The sequence below is a fragment of the Burkholderia sp. BCC1638 genome (assembly GCF_902833195.1).
GTDB lineage: Bacteria > Pseudomonadota > Gammaproteobacteria > Burkholderiales > Burkholderiaceae > Burkholderia > Burkholderia diffusa.
The window spans coordinates 1-18520 of the sequence record NZ_CADFEC010000025.1 but is presented as its reverse complement, the minus strand read 5'-3'; the positions used below and the strand labels follow the sequence as shown (position 1 = coordinate 18520).

The following is an 18520-nucleotide window of genomic DNA, read 5'->3' as shown; positions in this document are numbered from 1 at the left end:
CGCTGGCTACATACCTATCCCCCTGGATAGGATGATACACTGTCGCCGCGTTATCCGGCAGGCCCATACCTAACCGCCGCCGGTTGCGTCATTGAATAGTCAAACCCGCTCGGTTACCCAAGGATGACTCTCGACGATCCGGTGAAGGTACTCGCGTGGCCGCAGCGCCGCCCTTCGGCCAGCGAACTGCACTCGGCCTTTCCCGCCGAATGGGACAGCATGGAACGCGAACTGGAAGGCGCGCTGCAGACGCGCGACCCGAGCCGCCTGCATCGCCTGCTGAACGCGGAGGCGCCGTCGGCCAGGCGCCGCGTACGCGGTACCCCCGGCCGCAAGGAGAAGCAGGCGCTCGCTCGCGCCGCGGTTCGCCAGCAGATGGCGCGCGTTGCCCTCCAGCGCTATGCGACAGCGCTTGCCACTGGCCGTACGTCGGGCAAGATCCGATTCAACCTGTTCAACGGTTGGCTCACGCAGCGCCTGCTGTTCCGGCGCGGCCTCGAGCGGAAGCCGGTTTCAATGACCTGGTTCCGGCTCCTCTGGCCACTAGTCTGGCAAAAGCGCTATCTGATGCCGCTCGTCGAGCCCAAGGGAATCTACTGCTTCTATTCGAAGCAGTTCGTCCGCCAATTGAAGGAAATCATCGGGGGACGCGGCTGCCTCGAGGTCGGCGCGGGAGATGGAACCCTGACGCGGTTTCTGCGGGAGGCCGGCGTGCGCGCAACGGCCACCGACGACCATAGCTGGGCACACCGGATCACGTACCCGGATTCCGTGATCCGGATGGACGCGCATATGGCTCTGCACGAATACCCGTCGGCCGTCGTGATCTGCTCGTGGCCGCCGGCCGGCAACGACTTCGAGCGCGAGATCCTACGGAGCGACGACGTCGACATCTATCTGGCGATCGTCAGCGTCCATCGCGCGGCGAGCGGTAACTGGCACGACTACGAACAGCAGACCCGTTTCGCGCTGGAGCGGCGGCCGGATCTCGCACGGTTGTTACTGCCGCCCGAACTCGGCTGCGACGTGCTGCTGTTCACGCGCCGGCCCGCTGCGGCCGCGTGACCGGATCGCCCGCCGCGCGGGTTTGTGCGGGCCACCCGCAATCTCGGAACGAAATCTTCTGGAGTTCAACGTGCTGGACGTCTTATCCAATCGAACCTATCGACACCTGTTCCTGGCTCAGGTCATCGCGCTCGTCGGTACGGGGCTCGCGACCGTGGCGCTCGGGCTGCTCGCCTATAACCTCGCTGGCGCGAACGCGGGCAGTGTTCTCGGCACGGCCCTCGCGATCAAGATGGTCGCGTACGTTCTGATCGCACCGGTCGTCGGTGCATTCGCCAACCGCCTGCCGCGACGCGCGTTCCTCGTCGCGATGGATCTCGTGCGTGCGTTCGTCGCACTGTCGCTGCCGTTCGTCACGCAGGCATGGCAGATCTATGTGCTGATCTTCCTGCTGCAATCGGCGTCCGCCGCCTTCACGCCGACGTTTCAGGCCACCATCCCGGACGTGCTGCCGGATGAGAAAGACTACACGCGCGCGCTGTCGCTTTCGCGCCTCGCGTACGACATGGAAAGCCTCGTCAGCCCGATGCTGGCGGCGGCCCTGCTCACCGTCATCGGGTTTCACTGGCTGTTCGGCGGCACCGTAATCGGCTTCCTCTGCTCGGCCGCGCTCGTGGTGTCGGTCCGGCTGCCCCAGTCGCGCGCGGTGCAGGTGGTCGGCAGCATCTATGCAAAGACCTTCCGCGGCATTTCGATCTACCTGCGCACACCGCGGCTGCTTGGCCTGCTCGGCTTGAATCTGGCGGCTGCGGCGGCAAGCTCGATGGTCATCGTGAACTCGGTTGTCTATGTCGAGGGCAAGCTTGGGCGCCCGAGTTCGGATGTTCCGTTCGCGCTCGCCGCATTCGGCTTCGGCTCGATGCTGATGGCCCTGATCCTGCCCAAGCTCCTGGACCGGCGCCCTGACCGGCCGGCGATGCTGCTCGGGTCGTCCATCATGGCCATCGCGCTCGGCGCCGGCATGGTCATCTCGACACTCGGCGGCCACTATGAGTGGCACGCGTTTCTCGTGACCTGGTTCGTGATCGGTCTCGGCTATTCGATGACGCTGACGCCGAGCGGCCGCCTGCTCCGCCGTTCGGCCTCCGCGGCGGATCGTCCGGCAGTCTTCGCCGCGCAATTCTCGCTGTCGCACGCGTGCTGGCTGATCGCCTATCCCGTGGCAGGGTTTCTCGGCGCCAGGGCAGGCATGCCCTCGACCTTCGGCGTCCTCGGGCTGATGACGGTGCTTGGGGTCGCGCTGGCCTGGTGGGTATGGCCTCGCGTGGATCCCGACGTCGTTGAGCATGAACACGCGGCAGCGGAAGACGACGCGCATTTCGCCGAGGGCGAGCAAACCGGGCCCAATACGCATCAGCATCCGTTCACGATCGACGACAAGCATTCGAAATGGCCGGGCCGGCGGACATAATCCCTGGTGCGGACAAGCCGCCATATCGTTAGGCATCCCGGATCGAACCTCTCGACTCCGGGTGCCGATCTTCAGAAGCGGTGGCGAATCCCCAGATTAACGCGAACCTGAGATGCGCGTCCCGCGTCGATGTCGGTCGCGCCGATCACTGCCTGTGCTTCGCCCGCTCCGTTCCGACCTGCCGCATGCGTGTAGCCGAGAATCGCGTAGATGTCCGTACGCTTGCTGAGCAGATAATCCGCACCCAGACTGACCTGATGATAGCGGGCCGACGAATCGCCCGACGATTTCAGGTAGTTGTAGCTGATTTCCGTCTGCACGGTCGGGGCCGGCATCCACACGCCGAACACCGACGCATTCCGGTACACCTCGGTGCGATTGAACGTCGAGATCGCATCGGAGGCGTAACGCGAATCGCTGTAATAGGCGCCGACCGTGACGGTCGAGATCACGTACTGCGCGGCGATCCGGTAGATGTCGATCGACTTCGCCGACGCGTACGCCGCGTTCACCGAGCTGTTGAACAGTGTATCGGCCGACGACGTGCCTCGGCTCGACACGGACGGATTGCCCCGGTCGATATGCAGATAGCCACCCGCGACGGTCGCGCTTGCCGCGCTGAACGCTAGCGCCGCACTGTAGGACTGCCCCGAAGCGACCGACCCGGCGACTCCGCCGAACCCGTACATCAGCGAGCCGGTGAAACCGGCTCGCGCCGGGCTCGTCCATTTCACAGCATTGTTGAAGCGCGCGCTGCTATCGGCGTTGTCGACGTCGCCCGGCGACGTGAACGTCTGGCCGAGATAGCCGTCACCCTGGATCGGCTGAACGAGATCCGTCAGCGGGTCGTACACGCGGCCCGCGGTCAGCGTGCCGAACGTGCCCGACTTGAGCCCGACGTAACTCTGGCGCCCGAACAGCCGTCCACCCTGATTCATCTTGCCGGTATTCAGGTTGACCCCGTTCTCGACCTGAAAGATCGCCTTGAGGCCGCCGCCCAGATCCTCGGCGCCCTTCAACCCCCAGCGCGAGCCGGACAGGCTGCCGCTGTTCAGACCGACCTGTGTCGACTTTCCGCCGCTGTTGTGCGTATAGACGATGCCGTTGTCGACGATCCCGTACAGCGTGACCGTGCTTTGCGCGTGCGCGGCACCGCTCAGCGCCGCGATCGTTGCGATGCTCGGCGGCAGGCGCCTGCTCATGTGCAAAAGAATTTTCATCGCGACAGGTTCCTCAAAGATATTTCAGCCACCAGATGTCGCGACGACGCTGCTTGAGGCGCGCGAACCAGCGAACAGGGATGTAGAGCGGAACGACAAGCAGCAGCCACCACAGCCAGATGCCCGACAGATGGTCGAAGCCGTAGTACTTGCCCTGATTCGCGCCCCAGACGGCAAACGCGATCAGATAAAGCGCCTTCAGCACGTACAGGTGCAGCAGGTAAAAGAACATCGGTGCACCGCCCAGCGTCGCAAGCATCGGCATCGCGCGCGTGTCCTGGATTTTCTCGAACCACGCGAGCAATACGAGGCCCAGACCGAGGGTGGGCAGCAGGAACATCAGCGACGGCGGATACTTGCGCGCGCTGAAGAAGCTCATCAGCGTGCGCACGGTATCGCCCGTGTGCACCCAGGGCTTATCGCCGTAAAAGTTCAGGTAGCGGATCACGAAGAACGCGGCGATCAGGCCAACGCCCCATTTCATCAGGCGATCGGTACGTGTTTTCGTGTCGACGGTCTTGGCGAACCATGGCCCCATCGCGTAGCCGAGCAGGATCACGCCGATCCAGGGCAGCACCGGATAAGTTGTCCGCGCCCGTGTGATCCCGCCGAGGTCGATGAAGACGCGCTGGTGCAGGATCGACCACGGCACGAACAATGGCGAATCAGGGCCGAGCACGATGCCGTCGGTCAGGTTATGACCGAACACGATCGCTGCGCCGATCACGATCTGCCACGGTCGCGGCAGATGAAGCAGCACCGCGAGCGCCATCATGCAGATCCCGATGCACCAGATCACCTGGAGCCAGAGCGTCTTCGGCGGGAATTCGGCAGTCCACGCGAAACAGACGAACGTCAGTTCGAGAAACACGAGGAACAATCCGCGCTTGAGCAGGAACGTGGAAGTTTCGCGCGGGCTGTGAGATTGCCCGTACAGATAGGCGGACAGCCCGGTAAGCAGAATGAACACCGGTGCACAAATTTCGCTGACCATGCGCGTCAGGAACAGATCGGGCGAGATGGTCAACGCATCCATCGGGTCCGTTACCTGCCGATGCAGGAAAAACGTCTCGCGGACGTGGTCGACGAGCATGCACAGCATCACGAAGCCACGCAGTGCGTCGATCGCGAGAAGGCGTGTTCGTGTCTGCACAGTCGGTACGGCGGCGGATTGCGTGGCGATCGTGTCGCCGCGCGTGGAAAATCCGGATAAGATATTCATGTGTGCCTCGCACAAAGGACAAGGTCGGACATCGGTTGGGAAACGCTCGCCGGGACGGGCGAACGGCAAAGCTTGCCGCGAGATCAGCCGTGCGGACGGAACAGGCGCGTGTAGAAGCCGTCTGCATGCACCTTGATGACGACGTCCTGATCACCCCGATTGCGCCAGTACCATCCGTGCGTGCCGTCGAACGGCGCCGTGAATGCCCCTTGCGCACCCGTCTGATCGGCTGCTTTCCAGTAGCTGGTGAATGCCTTGCCGGCATTCGGACGCTCGCCGTGCATATCGACGTTCACCGGGCCGCCGACGGCCTCCCAGCGAAACACGAAGTGATCGCCTTTAACCATCTGCGCTTTGATCTCCGCACCGGCGTTGGGCGGCAACACGAGCTCCATGTCGTCGCTCCGGTAAGCCGTCGTCTTGCTGATCGTCTGCCGGTTGGGGACGGGAAACTCGTCGGCGGCGATCGTCGACTCCGGCACGGGTGACCTAGCGCTGGTGCCGGCCATTTTCGTCAGACCGAGCAACCCGCCGACTCCGGTCACATCGACGCCGCGCTCGGCGGGCAGCACGAAGAGCGTAAGAATGGCGGCTGCCGTCACGAGCGCCGTCACGGTCGCTTTCGCGAGAGTCTGATTCGATACTTCGATGCTGCTCATGTCATACCCCACTGGGAAGGAGGAACTGCATCAACTGGAAACCGGTCAGCACGAATCCAGCGGTCATCAGTGCCGTATTCGCGGCGACTGCCGTGCGGGTGAACGACGGCGAACGCCGCCACGCATTCATTGCGAGCAGGATCAGGCTCAGCGCGAGCAGTTGGCCGGTCTCGACACCAACGTTGAACGCGATGATGTTCGGCACCCGGCCGTCCTGCGACAGTGCGAGTTCCTGCAGCTTGGTCGCCAGACCGAAGCCGTGACAAAAGCCGAAGATCAGCACCGCCGCTTTCGTGTTCGGCTGAAACCCGAGTACCGCGCGAAATGCGCCCAGGTTGTCGAGCGCCTTGTAGGCGACAGACAGACCGATGATCGCGTCCACCAGATACGGATTCGCATGGATGTTCGCGATCACGCCCACGAGTAGCGTCGTGCTGTGTCCGATCGCGAACAGCGTCACGTACTGGCCGACGTCCTTCAGGCGGTACAGGAAAAAGATCACGCCGACCAGAAACAGCAGATGGTCGTAACCAGTGACCATGTGCTTCGCGCCGAGATAGATGTACGGAACCAGATTGATGCCGGCGCTGCCCTCAATGAATGCCTTGTCGTCGTCGGAGACGCCGTGCGCGCGTGCAAGAACCGCCGCGCACGCGAGGCCGGCGACGACGAACCATTTCATCCATGCGACGCATGTATCGCGTCGCGCAGTTGCATCGAGTGTCGTGCTCGTCACGTCGTCCTCCCGGCGTCTATTTGACTTTGAATCGGGCGCTGACCTTGGTCGTGCCGTCCGCCATCGTGAGCAGCGTGGTGACCTTGGCGCCGGGCTTGACCGTCACACCTTTCGCGTGCAACTGGTTGCCCGATACGGACGCGATCGACGCTTCCTGCTTGCCGTCTGGATTCGTCACGGTTAGTACGCCTTTCACGTTGTGTGCGTCCACGGGGGCATCGTCATCAGTCAGATACAGGTCCACGGTGCCGTTGCCGGAAACCATCTCGACTGCCACGAGCCCCGCATCGTCGACCAGGCCGCCGTGCTGGGGCATCGGCACGCCATGTGCCCACGCGTGGGTCGCAAGCAACATGCAGCCGAGCCAGGCGGCCGTCTTGAAGAGTGCATTCATGTCGTCCCCTTATTTCTTGTTCAGGCGCGCGATTTCGGACGCGGGCAGCGTCGACGGCGGGCGCGGCAACGGCGTCGCACCGCTCGACTGGTTGAATGCCAGCGTCGAGCTGAAACTTTTGATCGCGTACTTCTCGGTCACGTTTTCCGTGTTGATCCGCTCGCCGGGCGTGCGGTCGCGAAACTCGACGCCCACCACATAGATGCCTTTCCATGGCAGCGGGAACGACACCTTGCCCTCGCCGTCGGTCGTGCCGAGGTAATCCCAGCCCGACGCCGACGACATCGTCACCGGCTTGTTGGTGAGCGGCTCTTTCTGATAGAACACCTGGAACTGTGCGCGACCACCGTCGACCACGCCGGTCGGCACGATGTCGAGATCCAGTTCAGGCGCACGCGGGCGCAGATCGCCGACCCAGCGCGTCGCAACTGTCCAGTAGGTGTCGACCACAGCGCCTTCGTCGTGCAACTTGAAGATCGGATACTTCTGATCGACCGCGATCAGCGTGTCGTCCTTGCCGACTTTCTGCGCGACATCGAAGAAGTCGCGATGCAAGGTCATGTCGAGCGGCTTCTCGCCGTCCTTGGTGACCAGCTTGCCCTTGAGCGCGCGGAAACGGTCCATGCCGCCTGGCGTCACTTCGAGCATGTTCTTGTCGTACTCGCCGTAGTAGAGCTTGAATGCATTGCCGGCAGTCGGTTCGAACCAGATCTGATGGGCAAAAGCCCCACCTGTTGCGACAGCCAAGCCGATACTGATTGCCAGCGAGCGGATGCGAGTTGCTTTCCTTTTCGAGTTCATTGCTATGCAGTCCATATCAAATGATCCATGAAATCACCTGAAAAACATGCCGTGATCCGTACGTTCAGGTGCGAGGGATACCGATTCTGAAGTCGGCAAGACAGTACATCTATGATGAAACGGCGGTTCTGGATGGTAGACGTCGTTGAAGAGTCGATCGCGCCGGTCTGACTGTCGCTAGCCTTGCGGTTCGCTTGCTCGCAGACGTCGAATGGATTAAAGCAATAGCCGAAACCTGAAAGGAATCAATTGCGGCGCCAAGACGATGCGGTCGTGCGGTTTTATATGGCTGAAACAGCAATTCGTGCTACGTGCACTGACTTCACTCGCGACTCATCGCTGCTCGCACTGGAGCTGGGCGCCAAGCACCAATGAGCGGCAAACCGAATCGCGGTACGACAGCCATAACAAAATATATTCCTATAGGACGTTTCCTTCGAACAACGAGAAATTTCTCATGAGTTGCACGCCGGTGATCGCCTCGGCATTGGGAATACGAATATCACTTCGGCGATAACCGAATACCTGAAGCTGGTGACAGTGATGAATAGCGGGGGGCTGTGCGTACCGCTCGCAATGTGGTCTGGGGTGCGTGGACGGGCGATGATGATCGTCGCTAAGGGCGTGCAGGGCACTCAAGCATGAGCAAGGTCTTTTGGCAAGGGAATGCCCTCCTTCTCGGGGCGCGACGTGCCTCGAGATGTGGAGAGCCGGTCGCAGTTGTCGTCTTGTTGGATACGGCCCGTTCTCGGCTTTTTCAACCAACCCAGTTATTCGAGCCTTGGTCGCAGCATCGCTGCGACAAGCGCGTCAAAAAGTTAACTTGTAGAAATTATTACACATGAGTAGCATATACTACATGAACACGATATCTACTTGGTCAATCCTTGTTCTGACCCTTCCGACGGAAAACGCGACAGCTCGCATGCGGTTCTGGCGCGCGCTCAAGGCAAAGGGTTGTGCGGTGCTGCGCGACGGCGTTTACTTGCTGCCCTACACCGAAGAGCATGAAGAGACGCTGCGCGAGCTCGCGGACGCAATTGCCGAGAGCGGGGGCGCAGCCCACCTGTTGCGCGCGCCTAGCCTGACTGCGTCCCAGGAGGAGGAATTCCGGGCGCTGTTCGACCGGGCCGACGATTACGCGACGTTCACGAAGACGCTTGCCGACGCGCGCAAGACACTTGCGGGGCAGTCGGCCACGGAACTGACGCGCCTGCTGCGCCGCATGCGCAAGGATTTCGACGCCGTTCGGGCGATCGACTACTTCCCGGGCGATTCGGCCACCCGCGCCGAAGTCGCGCTGCAGGATTTCGTCGCACTGGTCGACACCGTGCTGTCGCCGGGCGAGCCGCATGCCGCGGATCGCGCCATTCGCCCGCTGGCGATCGGCGAGTACCAAGGCCGCACCTGGGCGACGCGGCAGCGCATGTGGGTCGATCGCGTGGCCAGCGCATGGCTGATCCGCCGCTTCATCGACCCGCGAGCCCGCTTCATCTGGCTCGAGTCGCCGGCGGATTGCCCGCCTGACGTACTCGGCTTCGATTTCGACGGCGCCGCGTTCACGCACGTCGGCGAGCGCGTGACGTTCGAGGTATTGCTCGCGAGTTTCGAGCTCGACAAGGACCCGGCGCTGATGAGGCTCGGCGAGATCGTGCATGCGCTCGACGTGGGCGGCCCGGCCGCGCCCGAAGCGGTCGGTTTCGAGGCGGTGATGGCCGGCACGCGTCAACGCGCAGAAAACGACGATCAATTGCTGGAGCAGATGGGCGCGGTTCTCGATGCGCTGTACGCGCACTTCGCGTCGACCGCAAAGAATGGCAATGCAGAGGGGCGTTCATGAACAACACAACAGCAACCGCGCAGGGCTATACCCTCGGGCAATTGATCCTGTACATGCTGCGGCTCGGCACGCTCGGGTTTGGCGGCCCCGTCGCGCTGGTCGGTTACATGCACCGTGATCTGGTTGAACGGCGTGGGTGGATCAGCGAGTCGGATTACCGCGAAGGGCTCGCGCTGGCCCAGATGATGCCCGGCCCGCTCGCCGCGCAGCTCGGCATCTACATGGGCTATGTCCACTATCACATCGTGGGTGCAACGCTGGCCGGCATCGCGTTCGTATTGCCGTCGTTCCTGATGGTGGCCGCTCTCGGCTGGGCCTACGCGCACTTCGGCGGACTGTCCTGGATGCAGGCGGCCTTCTATGGCGTGGGCGCCGCCGTGGTTGGCATCATCGCGATGAGCGCGTACAAGCTCACCACGAAGACCATCGGCAAAAACCGGCTGCTGTGGGCGATCTATCTGACGGTCGCAGGGGTCACCGTGGTGACCGAATCCGAAATCGCATGGCTCTTCATTGCAGGCGGACTCATCAACTGGTTCTGGTGCGCTCCGCCGAAATGGCTCAACAAAACCGGACTGAATGCGCTTGTCGCTGCACCAGCCCCGGCGGTGAGCGGCATCCTCAGCGGTTTCGACTGGCCGCTACTCGGCCAGATCGGCCTGTTCTTCACCAAGGCGGGCGCCTTCGTGTTCGGCTCGGGCCTTGCGATCGTGCCGTTCCTCTATGGCGGTGTCGTCACCGAGCACCACTGGCTCAACGACAAGCAGTTCGTCGACGCAGTCGCGGTCGCGATGATCACGCCGGGTCCCGTCGTGATCACCGTCGGCTTCATCGGCTATCTCGTGGCGGGATTCGCCGGCGCTTGCGTGGCCGCGCTCGGCACATTCCTGCCCTGCTATCTCTTCACGGTGCTGCCCGCGCCGTACTTCAAGAAGTATGGCAAGTTGCCCGCCGTCAAGGCATTCGTCGACGGCATCACTGCCGCGGCCGTCGGCGCGATTACCGGCTCGGTGATCGTCATCGCACGGCGTTCGATCGTCGACTGGCCGACGGTTCTGCTTGCGCTCGCTACGGTCTTGCTGCTGTGGCGTTTCAAGAAGCTGCAAGAGCCGATCATCGTCATTGCTGCAGCCCTCATCGGCCTCGCTGTTTATCCGCTCATCCATTCGCACGGCATCTGACGTCGCACACGTGCGCACACTTGCGAGGAGAAGATCCATGGAAACACGTCGCACCTTCCTGCACAACAGCGCTGCGGTTGGCGCAGGCGTTCTACTTGCCCAGGCGCGATCCGCGCATGCTGCCGAGAATCCCGGCTACGTCGACAAGCTGACCGACGCGGACGGCAAATATGCGGCAGCGCCCTTGCCGTTTGCGTACGGTGCGCTGGAACCGGTCATCGACGCCCGCACGGTCGAGCTGCACTACAACTTTCACCACAAGCCCGCTGCGGCCGCCGCCAACAAGGCGGAAGAGGCGCTGGCGAAGGCGCGAGACTCGAACGACTTCGCGCTGGTGAAGCACTACGAGAAAGAGCTCGCCTTTCAGCTATCCAGCCACATTCTGCATACCGTCTACTGGACAAGCGTGTCAGGCAAAGGTGGTGAACCGAAGGGCGAACTGGCGAAGGCGATCGACCGGAATTTTGGCTCCTACGCGAAGTTCAAGGCGCAACTGGTCGCGGCGACGGTCGCCATCGAGGCGTCCGGTTGGGGCATCGTCGGCTACCACCCTGTCACGGGCCGGCTGATGATCCTTCAGTGCGAGAACCACCAGAAGCTGACCGCCTGGGGCATCCAGCCGATCCTCGTCCTCGACGTGTTCGAGCACGCCTACTACCTGAGATACCAGAATCGGCGCAGCGAATACGTCAACCAGCTTTTCAGCATCATCAACTGGGACAACGCTGCGCTGAGACTCCAGGCGGCCATGCCGGCGCGGAAAGCGACGTAAACGGCTGCTGCGCGCAGAGGGTAGCTGATTGACGACAGGCGCGAGGCATCATCATGCGAATGCTCTCCACGGTCAACACGAATCGGGCGCAATGGGTCGTGCCAATGCGACTCGAGCTCGGCGTGCTGCTGAATACCGGCAGCGGCCGATGGTCGATCGACTACTGGCTTGCGCGAAAACTCAAGAACGTCACGCGTTGAGAACGCGCCAACAAGGCTGTTCCTTTCCTCCAGGAGACGCACATGACCTTCGAAATGAAACCCCTCGCTTGCAATCCTGCCCAGTTGGCAGGCCTGTCGGAAAAGCTCATTGTCAGCCATTACGAAAACAACTATGGCGGCGCCGTCAAACGTCTGAACGCGATCACCGACCAGTTGGCCGCGATCGACCCGGCGAGCGCGCCCGTGTTCGTGCTGAACGGTCTGAAGCGCGAGGAGCTCGTTGCCGCGAACTCGATGATCCTGCACGAGATCTATTTCGACTCCCTCGGAACTGGAGATTCGCTCGGCGGTGCGCTGGGCCGCGCGATAGAACGCGACTTCGGCAGCGTCGATCGGTGGCGTGCCGAATTCGTGTCGATGGGCAAGGCGCTCGGTGGCGGCTCCGGGTGGGTGCTGTTGACCTGGTCGCCGCGACTCGGACGACTGACGAACCAGTGGGCATCGGACCACGCACACACGCTCGCCGACGGTGTACCGCTTCTCGCACTCGACATGTACGAGCACGCGTATCACATCGATTTCGGCGCCAAGGCCGGCGCCTATGTCGACGCATTCATGCAGAACGTGAACTGGCGCAGCGCGGAGGCACGCTTCCATGCGCTGAACGTCTGAACCGACGCCGTAGTCTGACCGACCCTCTGGAGCGCGACATGGCGAATTCCGACCGGTTGATGGGCATAGCGACACTCGTCTTGTCCATAGGCGTGCTGCTCAGGGCATGTGACGATCGTCCTGTCGGTGGGGCGAGTGAAGCGGTCGCCGATATGTCGCAATTGCCCGGTCCCGTGATAGCCGCCATCGTTCAGCGGGCCATGGGGCGGAGCGTGAGCGACATCGTACGAAAAACGAACGGGAACACCGTCAGCTTCGGGGTCACGCTTGGCTCGTGGCGCCAGAAGGAGCAGTTGCTCATCGATCCCAGTGGACGGATCGTCAGCACCGCAACGGACACATACATCGATTGAGTCCCGCTCCGAAACTCAACGACAACCCGCTTCCACACCGACAGCAGGAGGTGCTTCATGAAATGGATCACGCGTGAACGGCCGAAGATCGATCGAATCGCCTGCCCGTGGCTGATTGCCCGATTCATCGACAAGACCCCCGAGTTTCTCTACGTGCGCGGCGCAGACGTGTTGCGGATCGCGGCGGAAACCGGCGCGACGCCCTACGACGTGCCGAACGTGGAACTCGGGCATCACGGCGAGTCGTGCAGCTTCGACGCATTTCTCGCGAAATACGCGCTACGCGATCCTGCGTTGCTCAAGCTTGCCGGCATCGTGCGGGGCGCCGACACGGGGCGGCTCGATCTCGCGCCGGAAGCAAGCGGTCTGTATGCAATTTCGGTGGGACTGTCCGACGACTTCCAGGACGATCACGAACAGTTGCGTCATGGCATGGTGATGTACGACGCGCTCTACGCTTGGTGCCGGCGCGATGCACGTCCCTAGCAGCCGCTTCGCAGCCGCGCTCGCCGGCCGGCTGCTGCCGGCCGGCGTTGACAATTCCGCATGGCTGATCCTGGCGAGCCGCGGCATGCGCGGCTTCTGCGACGGATTCATTGCCGTGCTGCTGCCTGCCTATCTGCTCTCGCTCGGGTTTTCGCAACTGCACGTCGGCTTGATCAGCACCACGACGCTGATGGGCTCCGCGATCGCGACGATTGCGGTCGGCATGCTGACCAGCCGCTTCACGCACCGGCGGATGCTGACGCTCGCGGCGGGACTGATGGCGGCAACGGGCATCGGCTTCGCGAGTCTGTCCGCATTGTGGCCGCTGCTCGTCATCGCCTTCGTCGGCACGCTCAATCCGAGTTCGGGCGACGTCAGCCTGTTTCTGCCGCTCGAGCAATCACGCCTGGCGGAAGCCGCCTCCGGCGATGCGCGCACCGCGCTGTTCGCGCGTTACAGTCTGGTCGGCGCCGTATCGGCCGCATGCGGTTCCCTGGTGGCGGGTCTGCCGCTGTGGATTACCGCGCGCACCGGTATTCCGGCGCCGGATGCGATGCGCGGCATGTTTGTCGTCTATGCAATCACTGGCGCCGCCGTCTGCATGTTGTATCGAAGATTGCCGCGCCCGGAAGCGCACGCGTCCAGGCCGGCGCCGCCGCTCGGACCGTCACGGCCCATTGTCGTCCGGCTCGCGATGCTGTTCAGCGTTGACGCGTTCGCCGGCGGCCTCGTCGTCAATTCGCTGTTGTCACTGTGGCTGATGCAGCGTTTCGGACTCTCGATCGCTGCTGCCGGCCAGTTCTTCTTCTGGGCGGGATTGCTGTCGGCCGGCTCCCAACTAGCGGCCGCGCCGCTGTCGCACAGGATCGGCCTGCTGAACACGATGGTGTTCACGCATATCCCGTCGAGCGTCTGCCTGATCGGCGCGGCCTTCGCACCCTCACTGCCGCTGACATTGACGCTGCTGCTGATGCGAAGCGCCCTGTCGCAAATGGACGTGCCGACGCGAACCGCTTATGTGATGGCAGTGGTTACGCCCGCGGAGCGCGCGGCTGCGGCCAGCTTCACGTCCGCGCCCCGCAGCCTCGCGGCCGCGGTCGCGCCGACGCTGGCGGGCGGCCTGTTCAGCCTTGGTTGGCTCGGCGCGCCGCTGGTCGCATGCGGCGCGCTGAAGATCGCCTATGACCTTTCGTTGCTTGCCGCTTTCCGCCACATCAAACTCGACGAAGGGGGCAAGCCATAGCGGGATCCACGATCCGCCGCAAGGAAGCCAACACGAAGCGAAGCATCACCGCATGACAAGAATGCGCACTTTTCACTTACCTAGTGTCAATGGAGGCATGACCCATGTCACGTCCAAGCAAACTCATCCAGGTACCTAGGCGGCCGTTGGTCACTGACGATTGCGACATCGCGTCGCCGCTGCACTCGGCTCGCAGCGGGTGCGGCGGTGGCAGTTGTCGCTGGATGAAACCATGAAACACATCCGAAACGGGCGTTTCCGCCTTCTCGTGCTTGTCGCAATGTCTATCGCGCTGGTGGTGACGGGCATTGTTGTCCAAAGGGTCGACGCCGCGGCGGACGATCTCTCCCTCGGCAGCCTGCCGTTGAAGCATGTCGCGGACATTCCACTGCCCGGGCGCGCGACGCGGCTCGACTATGCGAGCCTGGATAAAGGCCGCAACCTCCTATTTATCGCCCATCTCGGCGATGGCGAAGTGATTGTGTTCGATACGCAAGCGTCACGCGTGGCCGCGCGGATTGCGGATGTCTCGTCGGTGCACGGCGTCCTTGCCGTTCCGGAGCTGTCACGCGTGTACGCATCCGCAACTGGTACGGATGAGATCGTCGCGATCGACGCGGCGACGCTGAAAATCGTTGCGCGCATGCCCGGAGGACATTACCCGGACGGGATGGCCTACGCGCCCGCCATGCACAAGCTGTACGTTTCCGATGAATACGGGAAAACGGAAACGGTCATCGATGTCCAGAGCAACCAGCGCGTCGCGACGACCCCGCTCGACGGCGAGGCCGGCAACACGCAATACGACCCGGCGTCCCGACACATCTTCGTGAACGTCCAGACGCGGCGTCAGCTCGTTGAAATCGATCCGGCGACGGACCGAGTCGTTGGCCGCTTCGATTTGCCGGGCGCCAAAGGCAATCACGGCTTGTTGATCGATCCGCGCGAGCGTCTCGCCTTTATCGCGTGCGAAGGCAACGATAAGTTGCTCGTCTTCGATATGCGCTCGAAGCAGGTCATCCAGTCGTTCGCTGTCGGTGGTGATCCTGACGTGTTGGCATTTGACCCGACGCTATCAACGCTCTACGTGGCAGGCGAGGATGGCGTCGTTTCATTATTTCGATTCAAGGCGGGTACGGGTGACAAGATCGGCGAGGGTCGGCTCGGGCCGAATGCGCATGTCGTGGCAGTCGATTTGGCCACACATCGGTCGTACTTCCCACTGAAGGACGTTGGCGGCCGTCCGGTGCTGCGTGTGGCGGAACCCAAATAAGGCGGTGGCTCACGGACGCTACCAACGGTGCTCACGATCCAAAACACCAGGGCACGGGCACCGACTTCAACCATCAGGGTGTCGATGTCCCGTAACGAATCGCCGGGCTTGCGGCCTTGCGACTACGCGATGGTGAAACACCAGACAGAAAGCATTTGATTTTACTGGATATTATTTGAGGGGCGGACCGGTAGCCCTTGTCGCGCCTAGGTCAGGCCAGCCCGGTAAAAAGCACTGAAATCAAGGGGAGGCCTACATTCCGAAGCAATTGGATGCGATCTAGGCTCATGCACGGGCCTCCTAGCGCCGGATCATGTAGGTCATCTCTGGTTTCCTCGCTCTTGTAGTGCTAACCATCATTGATGATCGTCCATCACCAGTTTATCGGAGTTCGACGGCGTAAAATCCGTGGTCATCTGACGCGAAAGGAAGCGATTGGATCAATCGAGATTGGCAGTCTCGTCAAGAGATTTTACGCAATTGTCGACAATATTTGATCGGCCGTCGACTGTCGGTTCATGGCGAAGCCGAATATTGCATTGGGGCATGGTGCCACGGGTAAAATCGGGCAGCCAAAGCAACTTCACGTGCGTCCCATACTCTCTTCCTCATGAAGCCTTCGCGAACCGTCCCCGGATGACGGGACACTACCAGCGCTGGCGTGCGGAGGCCATCTGTCATGCTACTGTTCCTCGATACCGAGTACACCGGTCTCAAGCAACAAACTCCCCGACTAGTCAGCCTGGGAATTGTCTCGGAAGACGGTCGCCGAGAATTGTATATGGAACTCGCGGACACATGGAAAGTCGATGATTGCACGGCTTTCGTGAGAAGAGAAGTGCTGCCTTTGCTCGAAGGCACACCTATCACGTTCGAGCAAGGAAGAAGCCGCCTGCGCGAATGGTTTCTCACCGCTCCGAGAACTGTTCAGATTGCATGCGATTCCAGCACAGACTTCGCTTTCCTGCTGGAATTGTTGGGCACTCCGCTTCCGACCAATCTGGCCAGTACGTATTACGACTTGCGGCCGCTAATCGACACGACAGTCTACGACCAGGCAGTATCCAATTGCTATCGGAAAGACAACCGAATACATCACGCTCTTGTCGATGCACGCGCATATCGTCGAGGCTGGCTGGCTTGGATGGACGCTCGCAAAGTTGCAGTCGGCGGCCATCAAAACCGACACCGCGACTCCTTTTGAATCGTCTACTCTGCGATCCACTGCGAGCTTAGCCGACCAGACGGATACACCATTTAACGTTGCTCGGAAGCTTCTATTGTCAGCGCCTCTCCATCCAGACGATCCGCGCACGCCGTGTGCCCGATAGCGTCCCGAACTTTCGAATTTCGACCGCCTTTTCGTCGTCCTACACCCCTTCTTTCCGATTGCGGAACTATCGGTAACACCGACTCGAACCACTCTGTATCAAACTTGCGGCACCAGTCACCCAGATCAGAATTCTTGTAGTGCAACTGTTTACGTGTGCGGATGCCCTGCTGGAGGTAGCGATCAACCTTGGCGCGGTTCAGAGTTCTAAGCTCCTCAAATCCGCGAACGCTAGCCTGCGGAATGAATCGGTTGCTGCGGCGAAGCGGTCCACGGAGCTTCTCCGCCAATGTCTCCAGCATTCGCTTGCTTGTTTGGTCGACTGAGCCATCGTCAAAGCAACAGAGCTCGTCAATGTTTCTCTCAAGCACACGCCCTACTTGCCGCCTCAGTCGAGGATAAGGGATGGCCTCAATTGCGCCAATCTTTGTAAGACTGAAGCCGCTACCGAGATGCGCGGCTATTCCCGTTGGCAATCCAACGCTGTCCAGTGCAGCCTGGAGGCGCGTGAGTGTAGGCGGATATCGGGTCCGAGACAGTTCGTCATTCGGTCCAAGCGGATCCCTACTCTTTCGTGATCGAGACCGCAAAGTTGACTGCGCAACGGATACAAGAGCGAGATGAGCACTCGGGTTGACGCCCGCATCCGCGCCGCGAATCGCCTTATCTACGAATTGCGGCGTGATCTTCGAGCCTAATACCGAGGACAATTCGGACAGAGTCGTACACCCCCACATCTCGAGCATTCTTCGGATAATCAATTGGACGTCCGGACGACCTCGCCCGCCGAACGCCATCTTGAACAGCTTGCTCCTCGCTTGCGGCCGGAGGAATTCGCCCTGCCCCAAGCATACCTGCTGGACGAGCGAAAGGTGACGCTCATAACCATGTGATCCTGCCGCCGTCGAAGTAGAAAATGCGGAGGCTCCACAGTGAGGGCAGCTAGACGCAGGAAGATTCCATTCGTGTTCTGATCCTTGACTGCGTCCGCAGCCAAGACAAGCGCCGAGTAGCGGTACGCGATGGATAGGGCAATGGTGGACGCCCGGGATTTGATGAATTGTGTGCCACCAGGCTAAACCGTATTTCTCTTCGTCATCGCTCACGCACCGTGGGCAGCAATACATGGCTCTTTTGACTAACTTTTGCTGCGCCATACCTGTGATGAACTGCTGCGGACGGTGGCGGCCGGAGGCTTTACATCGCAAAGCCGAGAGCCAGCCTTCGGCTCGCACCTTGGACATTGCAGATGAATAAAAGCCAAATAGTCCTGCATGCCAAAGCAAATCGGAACCGTCTTCGACGAGCCCCATTTCCTCGGCAAGAATTGCACTCGCGGAGAAGCTACTAACAATGTTTGCGTCGGCGCGACCAAACAACTGCCTAAGCGTCGCTTTCTTCAGACCGTTACCCGAGATCCTGTGTGCCGCGACAACAATTGAGAACAATGTCGCGCCTCGTGGGCTGGCAGGGATGCAGACCGCGCTATGCTTCACTTTTCCTCCTTCGTCGCGACGCATTCCGGGCGACGACAAGCTGAGCCAGCAATTCGGCAATCGCGCGCTGCTCCTCGGCGTGTTGATGTCCGCACAGAACTGACCCACTAGAGCTGAAAATTTTCATCGAATTTTGACCCACGTGATTGAATGCCCTGCTCAATCTTTGAGCAGGGGATACAAAGGTGATCACGGTGGGCATATT

At 61.4% G+C, this 18520-nt stretch carries 20 protein-coding genes; 12 read left to right on the top strand and 8 right to left on the bottom strand.

From position 1 onward, the window contains the following. Positions 1-123 precede the first annotated feature (123 nt). Both HWX22_RS24145 and HWX22_RS24140 read left to right on the top strand, forming a co-directional pair. Positions 124-1065 carry an SAM-dependent methyltransferase gene (locus tag HWX22_RS24145; RefSeq protein WP_175908091.1) on the top strand — a complete coding sequence of 314 codons (942 nt, stop codon included), beginning with the start codon at positions 124-126 and terminating at the stop codon, positions 1063-1065. 70 nt (positions 1066-1135) lie between these two features. Next, positions 1136-2476, top strand: a complete 1341-nt coding sequence (locus HWX22_RS24140) for an MFS transporter (protein ID WP_175908094.1) — start codon at positions 1136-1138, stop codon at positions 2474-2476. A gap of 71 nt (positions 2477-2547) precedes the next feature. On the opposite strand, the gene HWX22_RS24135 is transcribed toward HWX22_RS24140, so the two are convergent. The 6 genes from HWX22_RS24135 to HWX22_RS24110 all read right to left on the bottom strand — a co-directional run bounded on the left by HWX22_RS24135 (position 2548) and on the right by HWX22_RS24110 (position 7454). Then, positions 2548-3678 (bottom strand): porin, encoded by a 1131-nt coding sequence (locus HWX22_RS24135; RefSeq protein ID WP_175908139.1) that lies wholly within the window; start codon positions 3676-3678, stop codon positions 2548-2550. Positions 3679-3709: 31 nt separating this feature from the next. Further along, positions 3710-4918 carry a DUF1624 domain-containing protein gene (locus HWX22_RS24130; RefSeq protein ID WP_175908096.1) on the bottom strand — a complete coding sequence of 403 codons (1209 nt, stop codon included), beginning with the start codon at positions 4916-4918 and terminating at the stop codon, positions 3710-3712. A gap of 83 nt (positions 4919-5001) precedes the next feature. After that, the gene (locus HWX22_RS24125) at positions 5002-5577 is read right to left on the bottom strand and encodes a hypothetical protein (RefSeq protein ID WP_175908098.1); all 576 of its coding nucleotides are present in this window, start codon (positions 5575-5577) and stop codon (positions 5002-5004) included. A 1-nt stretch (position 5578) separates the two neighbouring features. Beyond that, on the bottom strand, positions 5579-6259 hold the full coding sequence (locus tag HWX22_RS24120; protein WP_175908141.1) for a HupE/UreJ family protein: 681 nt from the start codon (positions 6257-6259) through the stop codon (positions 5579-5581). Positions 6260-6329: 70 nt separating this feature from the next. Next, positions 6330-6707, bottom strand: a complete 378-nt coding sequence (locus HWX22_RS24115) for a hypothetical protein (protein ID WP_175916546.1) — start codon at positions 6705-6707, stop codon at positions 6330-6332. A 9-nt stretch (positions 6708-6716) separates the two neighbouring features. Continuing rightward, a complete protein-coding gene (locus HWX22_RS24110; RefSeq protein ID WP_208456488.1) occupies positions 6717-7454 on the bottom strand; it encodes a DUF4198 domain-containing protein in 738 nt (245 codons plus the stop codon). Positions 7455-8367: 913 nt separating this feature from the next. Here HWX22_RS24110 and HWX22_RS24105 point away from each other — a divergent pair. The 10 genes from HWX22_RS24105 (at position 8368) to HWX22_RS24060 (ending at position 16693) form a co-directional block, all read left to right on the top strand. Beyond that, positions 8368-9348 (top strand): chromate resistance protein ChrB domain-containing protein, encoded by a 981-nt coding sequence (locus tag HWX22_RS24105; protein WP_175908105.1) that lies wholly within the window; start codon positions 8368-8370, stop codon positions 9346-9348. Next, positions 9345-10529, top strand: a complete 1185-nt coding sequence (locus tag HWX22_RS24100) for a chromate transporter (RefSeq protein WP_175908107.1) — start codon at positions 9345-9347, stop codon at positions 10527-10529. The genes HWX22_RS24105 and HWX22_RS24100 overlap by 4 nt, the downstream gene beginning before the upstream one ends. Positions 10530-10566: 37 nt before the next feature. Next, the gene (locus HWX22_RS24095) at positions 10567-11301 is read left to right on the top strand and encodes a superoxide dismutase (protein ID WP_175908110.1); all 735 of its coding nucleotides are present in this window, start codon (positions 10567-10569) and stop codon (positions 11299-11301) included. A 53-nt stretch (positions 11302-11354) separates the two neighbouring features. Then, positions 11355-11501, top strand: a complete 147-nt coding sequence (locus tag HWX22_RS24090; RefSeq protein WP_175908112.1) for a hypothetical protein — start codon at positions 11355-11357, stop codon at positions 11499-11501. A gap of 42 nt (positions 11502-11543) precedes the next feature. Then, positions 11544-12134: a Fe-Mn family superoxide dismutase gene (locus HWX22_RS24085; RefSeq protein WP_175908114.1), complete on the top strand. Its 591-nt coding sequence runs from the start codon at positions 11544-11546 to the stop codon at positions 12132-12134. Between the two features lie 38 nt (positions 12135-12172). Then, positions 12173-12487, top strand: coding sequence for a hypothetical protein (locus HWX22_RS24080; protein ID WP_175908116.1), 315 nt, complete (start codon positions 12173-12175; stop codon positions 12485-12487). Between the two features lie 57 nt (positions 12488-12544). After that, entirely contained in the window at positions 12545-12973 is a 429-nt protein-coding gene (locus tag HWX22_RS24075) for a chromate resistance protein ChrB domain-containing protein (RefSeq protein WP_175908118.1), read from the top strand. After that, complete coding sequence (locus tag HWX22_RS24070; RefSeq protein ID WP_175908120.1) at positions 12960-14216, top strand: MFS transporter; 1257 nt, start codon at positions 12960-12962, stop codon at positions 14214-14216. Before HWX22_RS24075 ends, HWX22_RS24070 begins: the two co-directional genes overlap by 14 nt. 232 nt (positions 14217-14448) lie before the next feature. Then, a complete protein-coding gene (locus HWX22_RS24065) occupies positions 14449-15489 on the top strand; it encodes a YncE family protein (protein ID WP_175916545.1) in 1041 nt (346 codons plus the stop codon). Between the two features lie 679 nt (positions 15490-16168). Further along, entirely contained in the window at positions 16169-16693 is a 525-nt protein-coding gene (locus HWX22_RS24060; RefSeq protein ID WP_175916544.1) for a 3'-5' exoribonuclease, read from the top strand. A 53-nt stretch (positions 16694-16746) separates the two neighbouring features. Here HWX22_RS24060 and HWX22_RS24055 read toward each other — a convergent pair whose 3' ends face one another. Then, positions 16747-18267, bottom strand: a complete 1521-nt coding sequence (locus tag HWX22_RS24055) for a TniQ family protein (RefSeq protein WP_175916543.1) — start codon at positions 18265-18267, stop codon at positions 16747-16749. A 37-nt stretch (positions 18268-18304) separates the two neighbouring features. After that, positions 18305-18520, bottom strand: a 216-nt coding sequence (locus tag HWX22_RS31805) for a hypothetical protein (protein ID WP_208456628.1), incomplete at its 5' end; no start/stop codon positions are given.

Coding starts and splice junctions, on each gene's coding strand:
- HWX22_RS24100 (WP_175908107.1), top strand. CDS start 9,345: ATGAACAACACAACAGCAACCGCGCAGGGCTATACCCTCGGGCAATTG.
- HWX22_RS24060 (WP_175916544.1), top strand. CDS start 16,169: ATGCTACTGTTCCTCGATACCGAGTACACCGGTCTCAAGCAACAAACT.
- HWX22_RS24085 (WP_175908114.1), top strand. CDS start 11,544: ATGACCTTCGAAATGAAACCCCTCGCTTGCAATCCTGCCCAGTTGGCA.
- HWX22_RS24115 (WP_175916546.1), bottom strand. CDS start 6,707: ATGAATGCACTCTTCAAGACGGCCGCCTGGCTCGGCTGCATGTTGCTT.
- HWX22_RS24135 (WP_175908139.1), bottom strand. CDS start 3,678: ATGAGCAGGCGCCTGCCGCCGAGCATCGCAACGATCGCGGCGCTGAGC.
- HWX22_RS24130 (WP_175908096.1), bottom strand. CDS start 4,918: ATGAATATCTTATCCGGATTTTCCACGCGCGGCGACACGATCGCCACG.
- HWX22_RS24065 (WP_175916545.1), top strand. CDS start 14,449: ATGAAACACATCCGAAACGGGCGTTTCCGCCTTCTCGTGCTTGTCGCA.
- HWX22_RS24070 (WP_175908120.1), top strand. CDS start 12,960: ATGCACGTCCCTAGCAGCCGCTTCGCAGCCGCGCTCGCCGGCCGGCTG.
- HWX22_RS24145 (WP_175908091.1), top strand. CDS start 124: ATGACTCTCGACGATCCGGTGAAGGTACTCGCGTGGCCGCAGCGCCGC.
- HWX22_RS24095 (WP_175908110.1), top strand. CDS start 10,567: ATGGAAACACGTCGCACCTTCCTGCACAACAGCGCTGCGGTTGGCGCA.
- HWX22_RS24120 (WP_175908141.1), bottom strand. CDS start 6,259: ATGAAATGGTTCGTCGTCGCCGGCCTCGCGTGCGCGGCGGTTCTTGCA.
- HWX22_RS24125 (WP_175908098.1), bottom strand. CDS start 5,577: ATGAGCAGCATCGAAGTATCGAATCAGACTCTCGCGAAAGCGACCGTG.
- HWX22_RS24080 (WP_175908116.1), top strand. CDS start 12,173: ATGGCGAATTCCGACCGGTTGATGGGCATAGCGACACTCGTCTTGTCC.
- HWX22_RS24090 (WP_175908112.1), top strand. CDS start 11,355: ATGCGAATGCTCTCCACGGTCAACACGAATCGGGCGCAATGGGTCGTG.
- HWX22_RS24075 (WP_175908118.1), top strand. CDS start 12,545: ATGAAATGGATCACGCGTGAACGGCCGAAGATCGATCGAATCGCCTGC.
- HWX22_RS24105 (WP_175908105.1), top strand. CDS start 8,368: ATGAACACGATATCTACTTGGTCAATCCTTGTTCTGACCCTTCCGACG.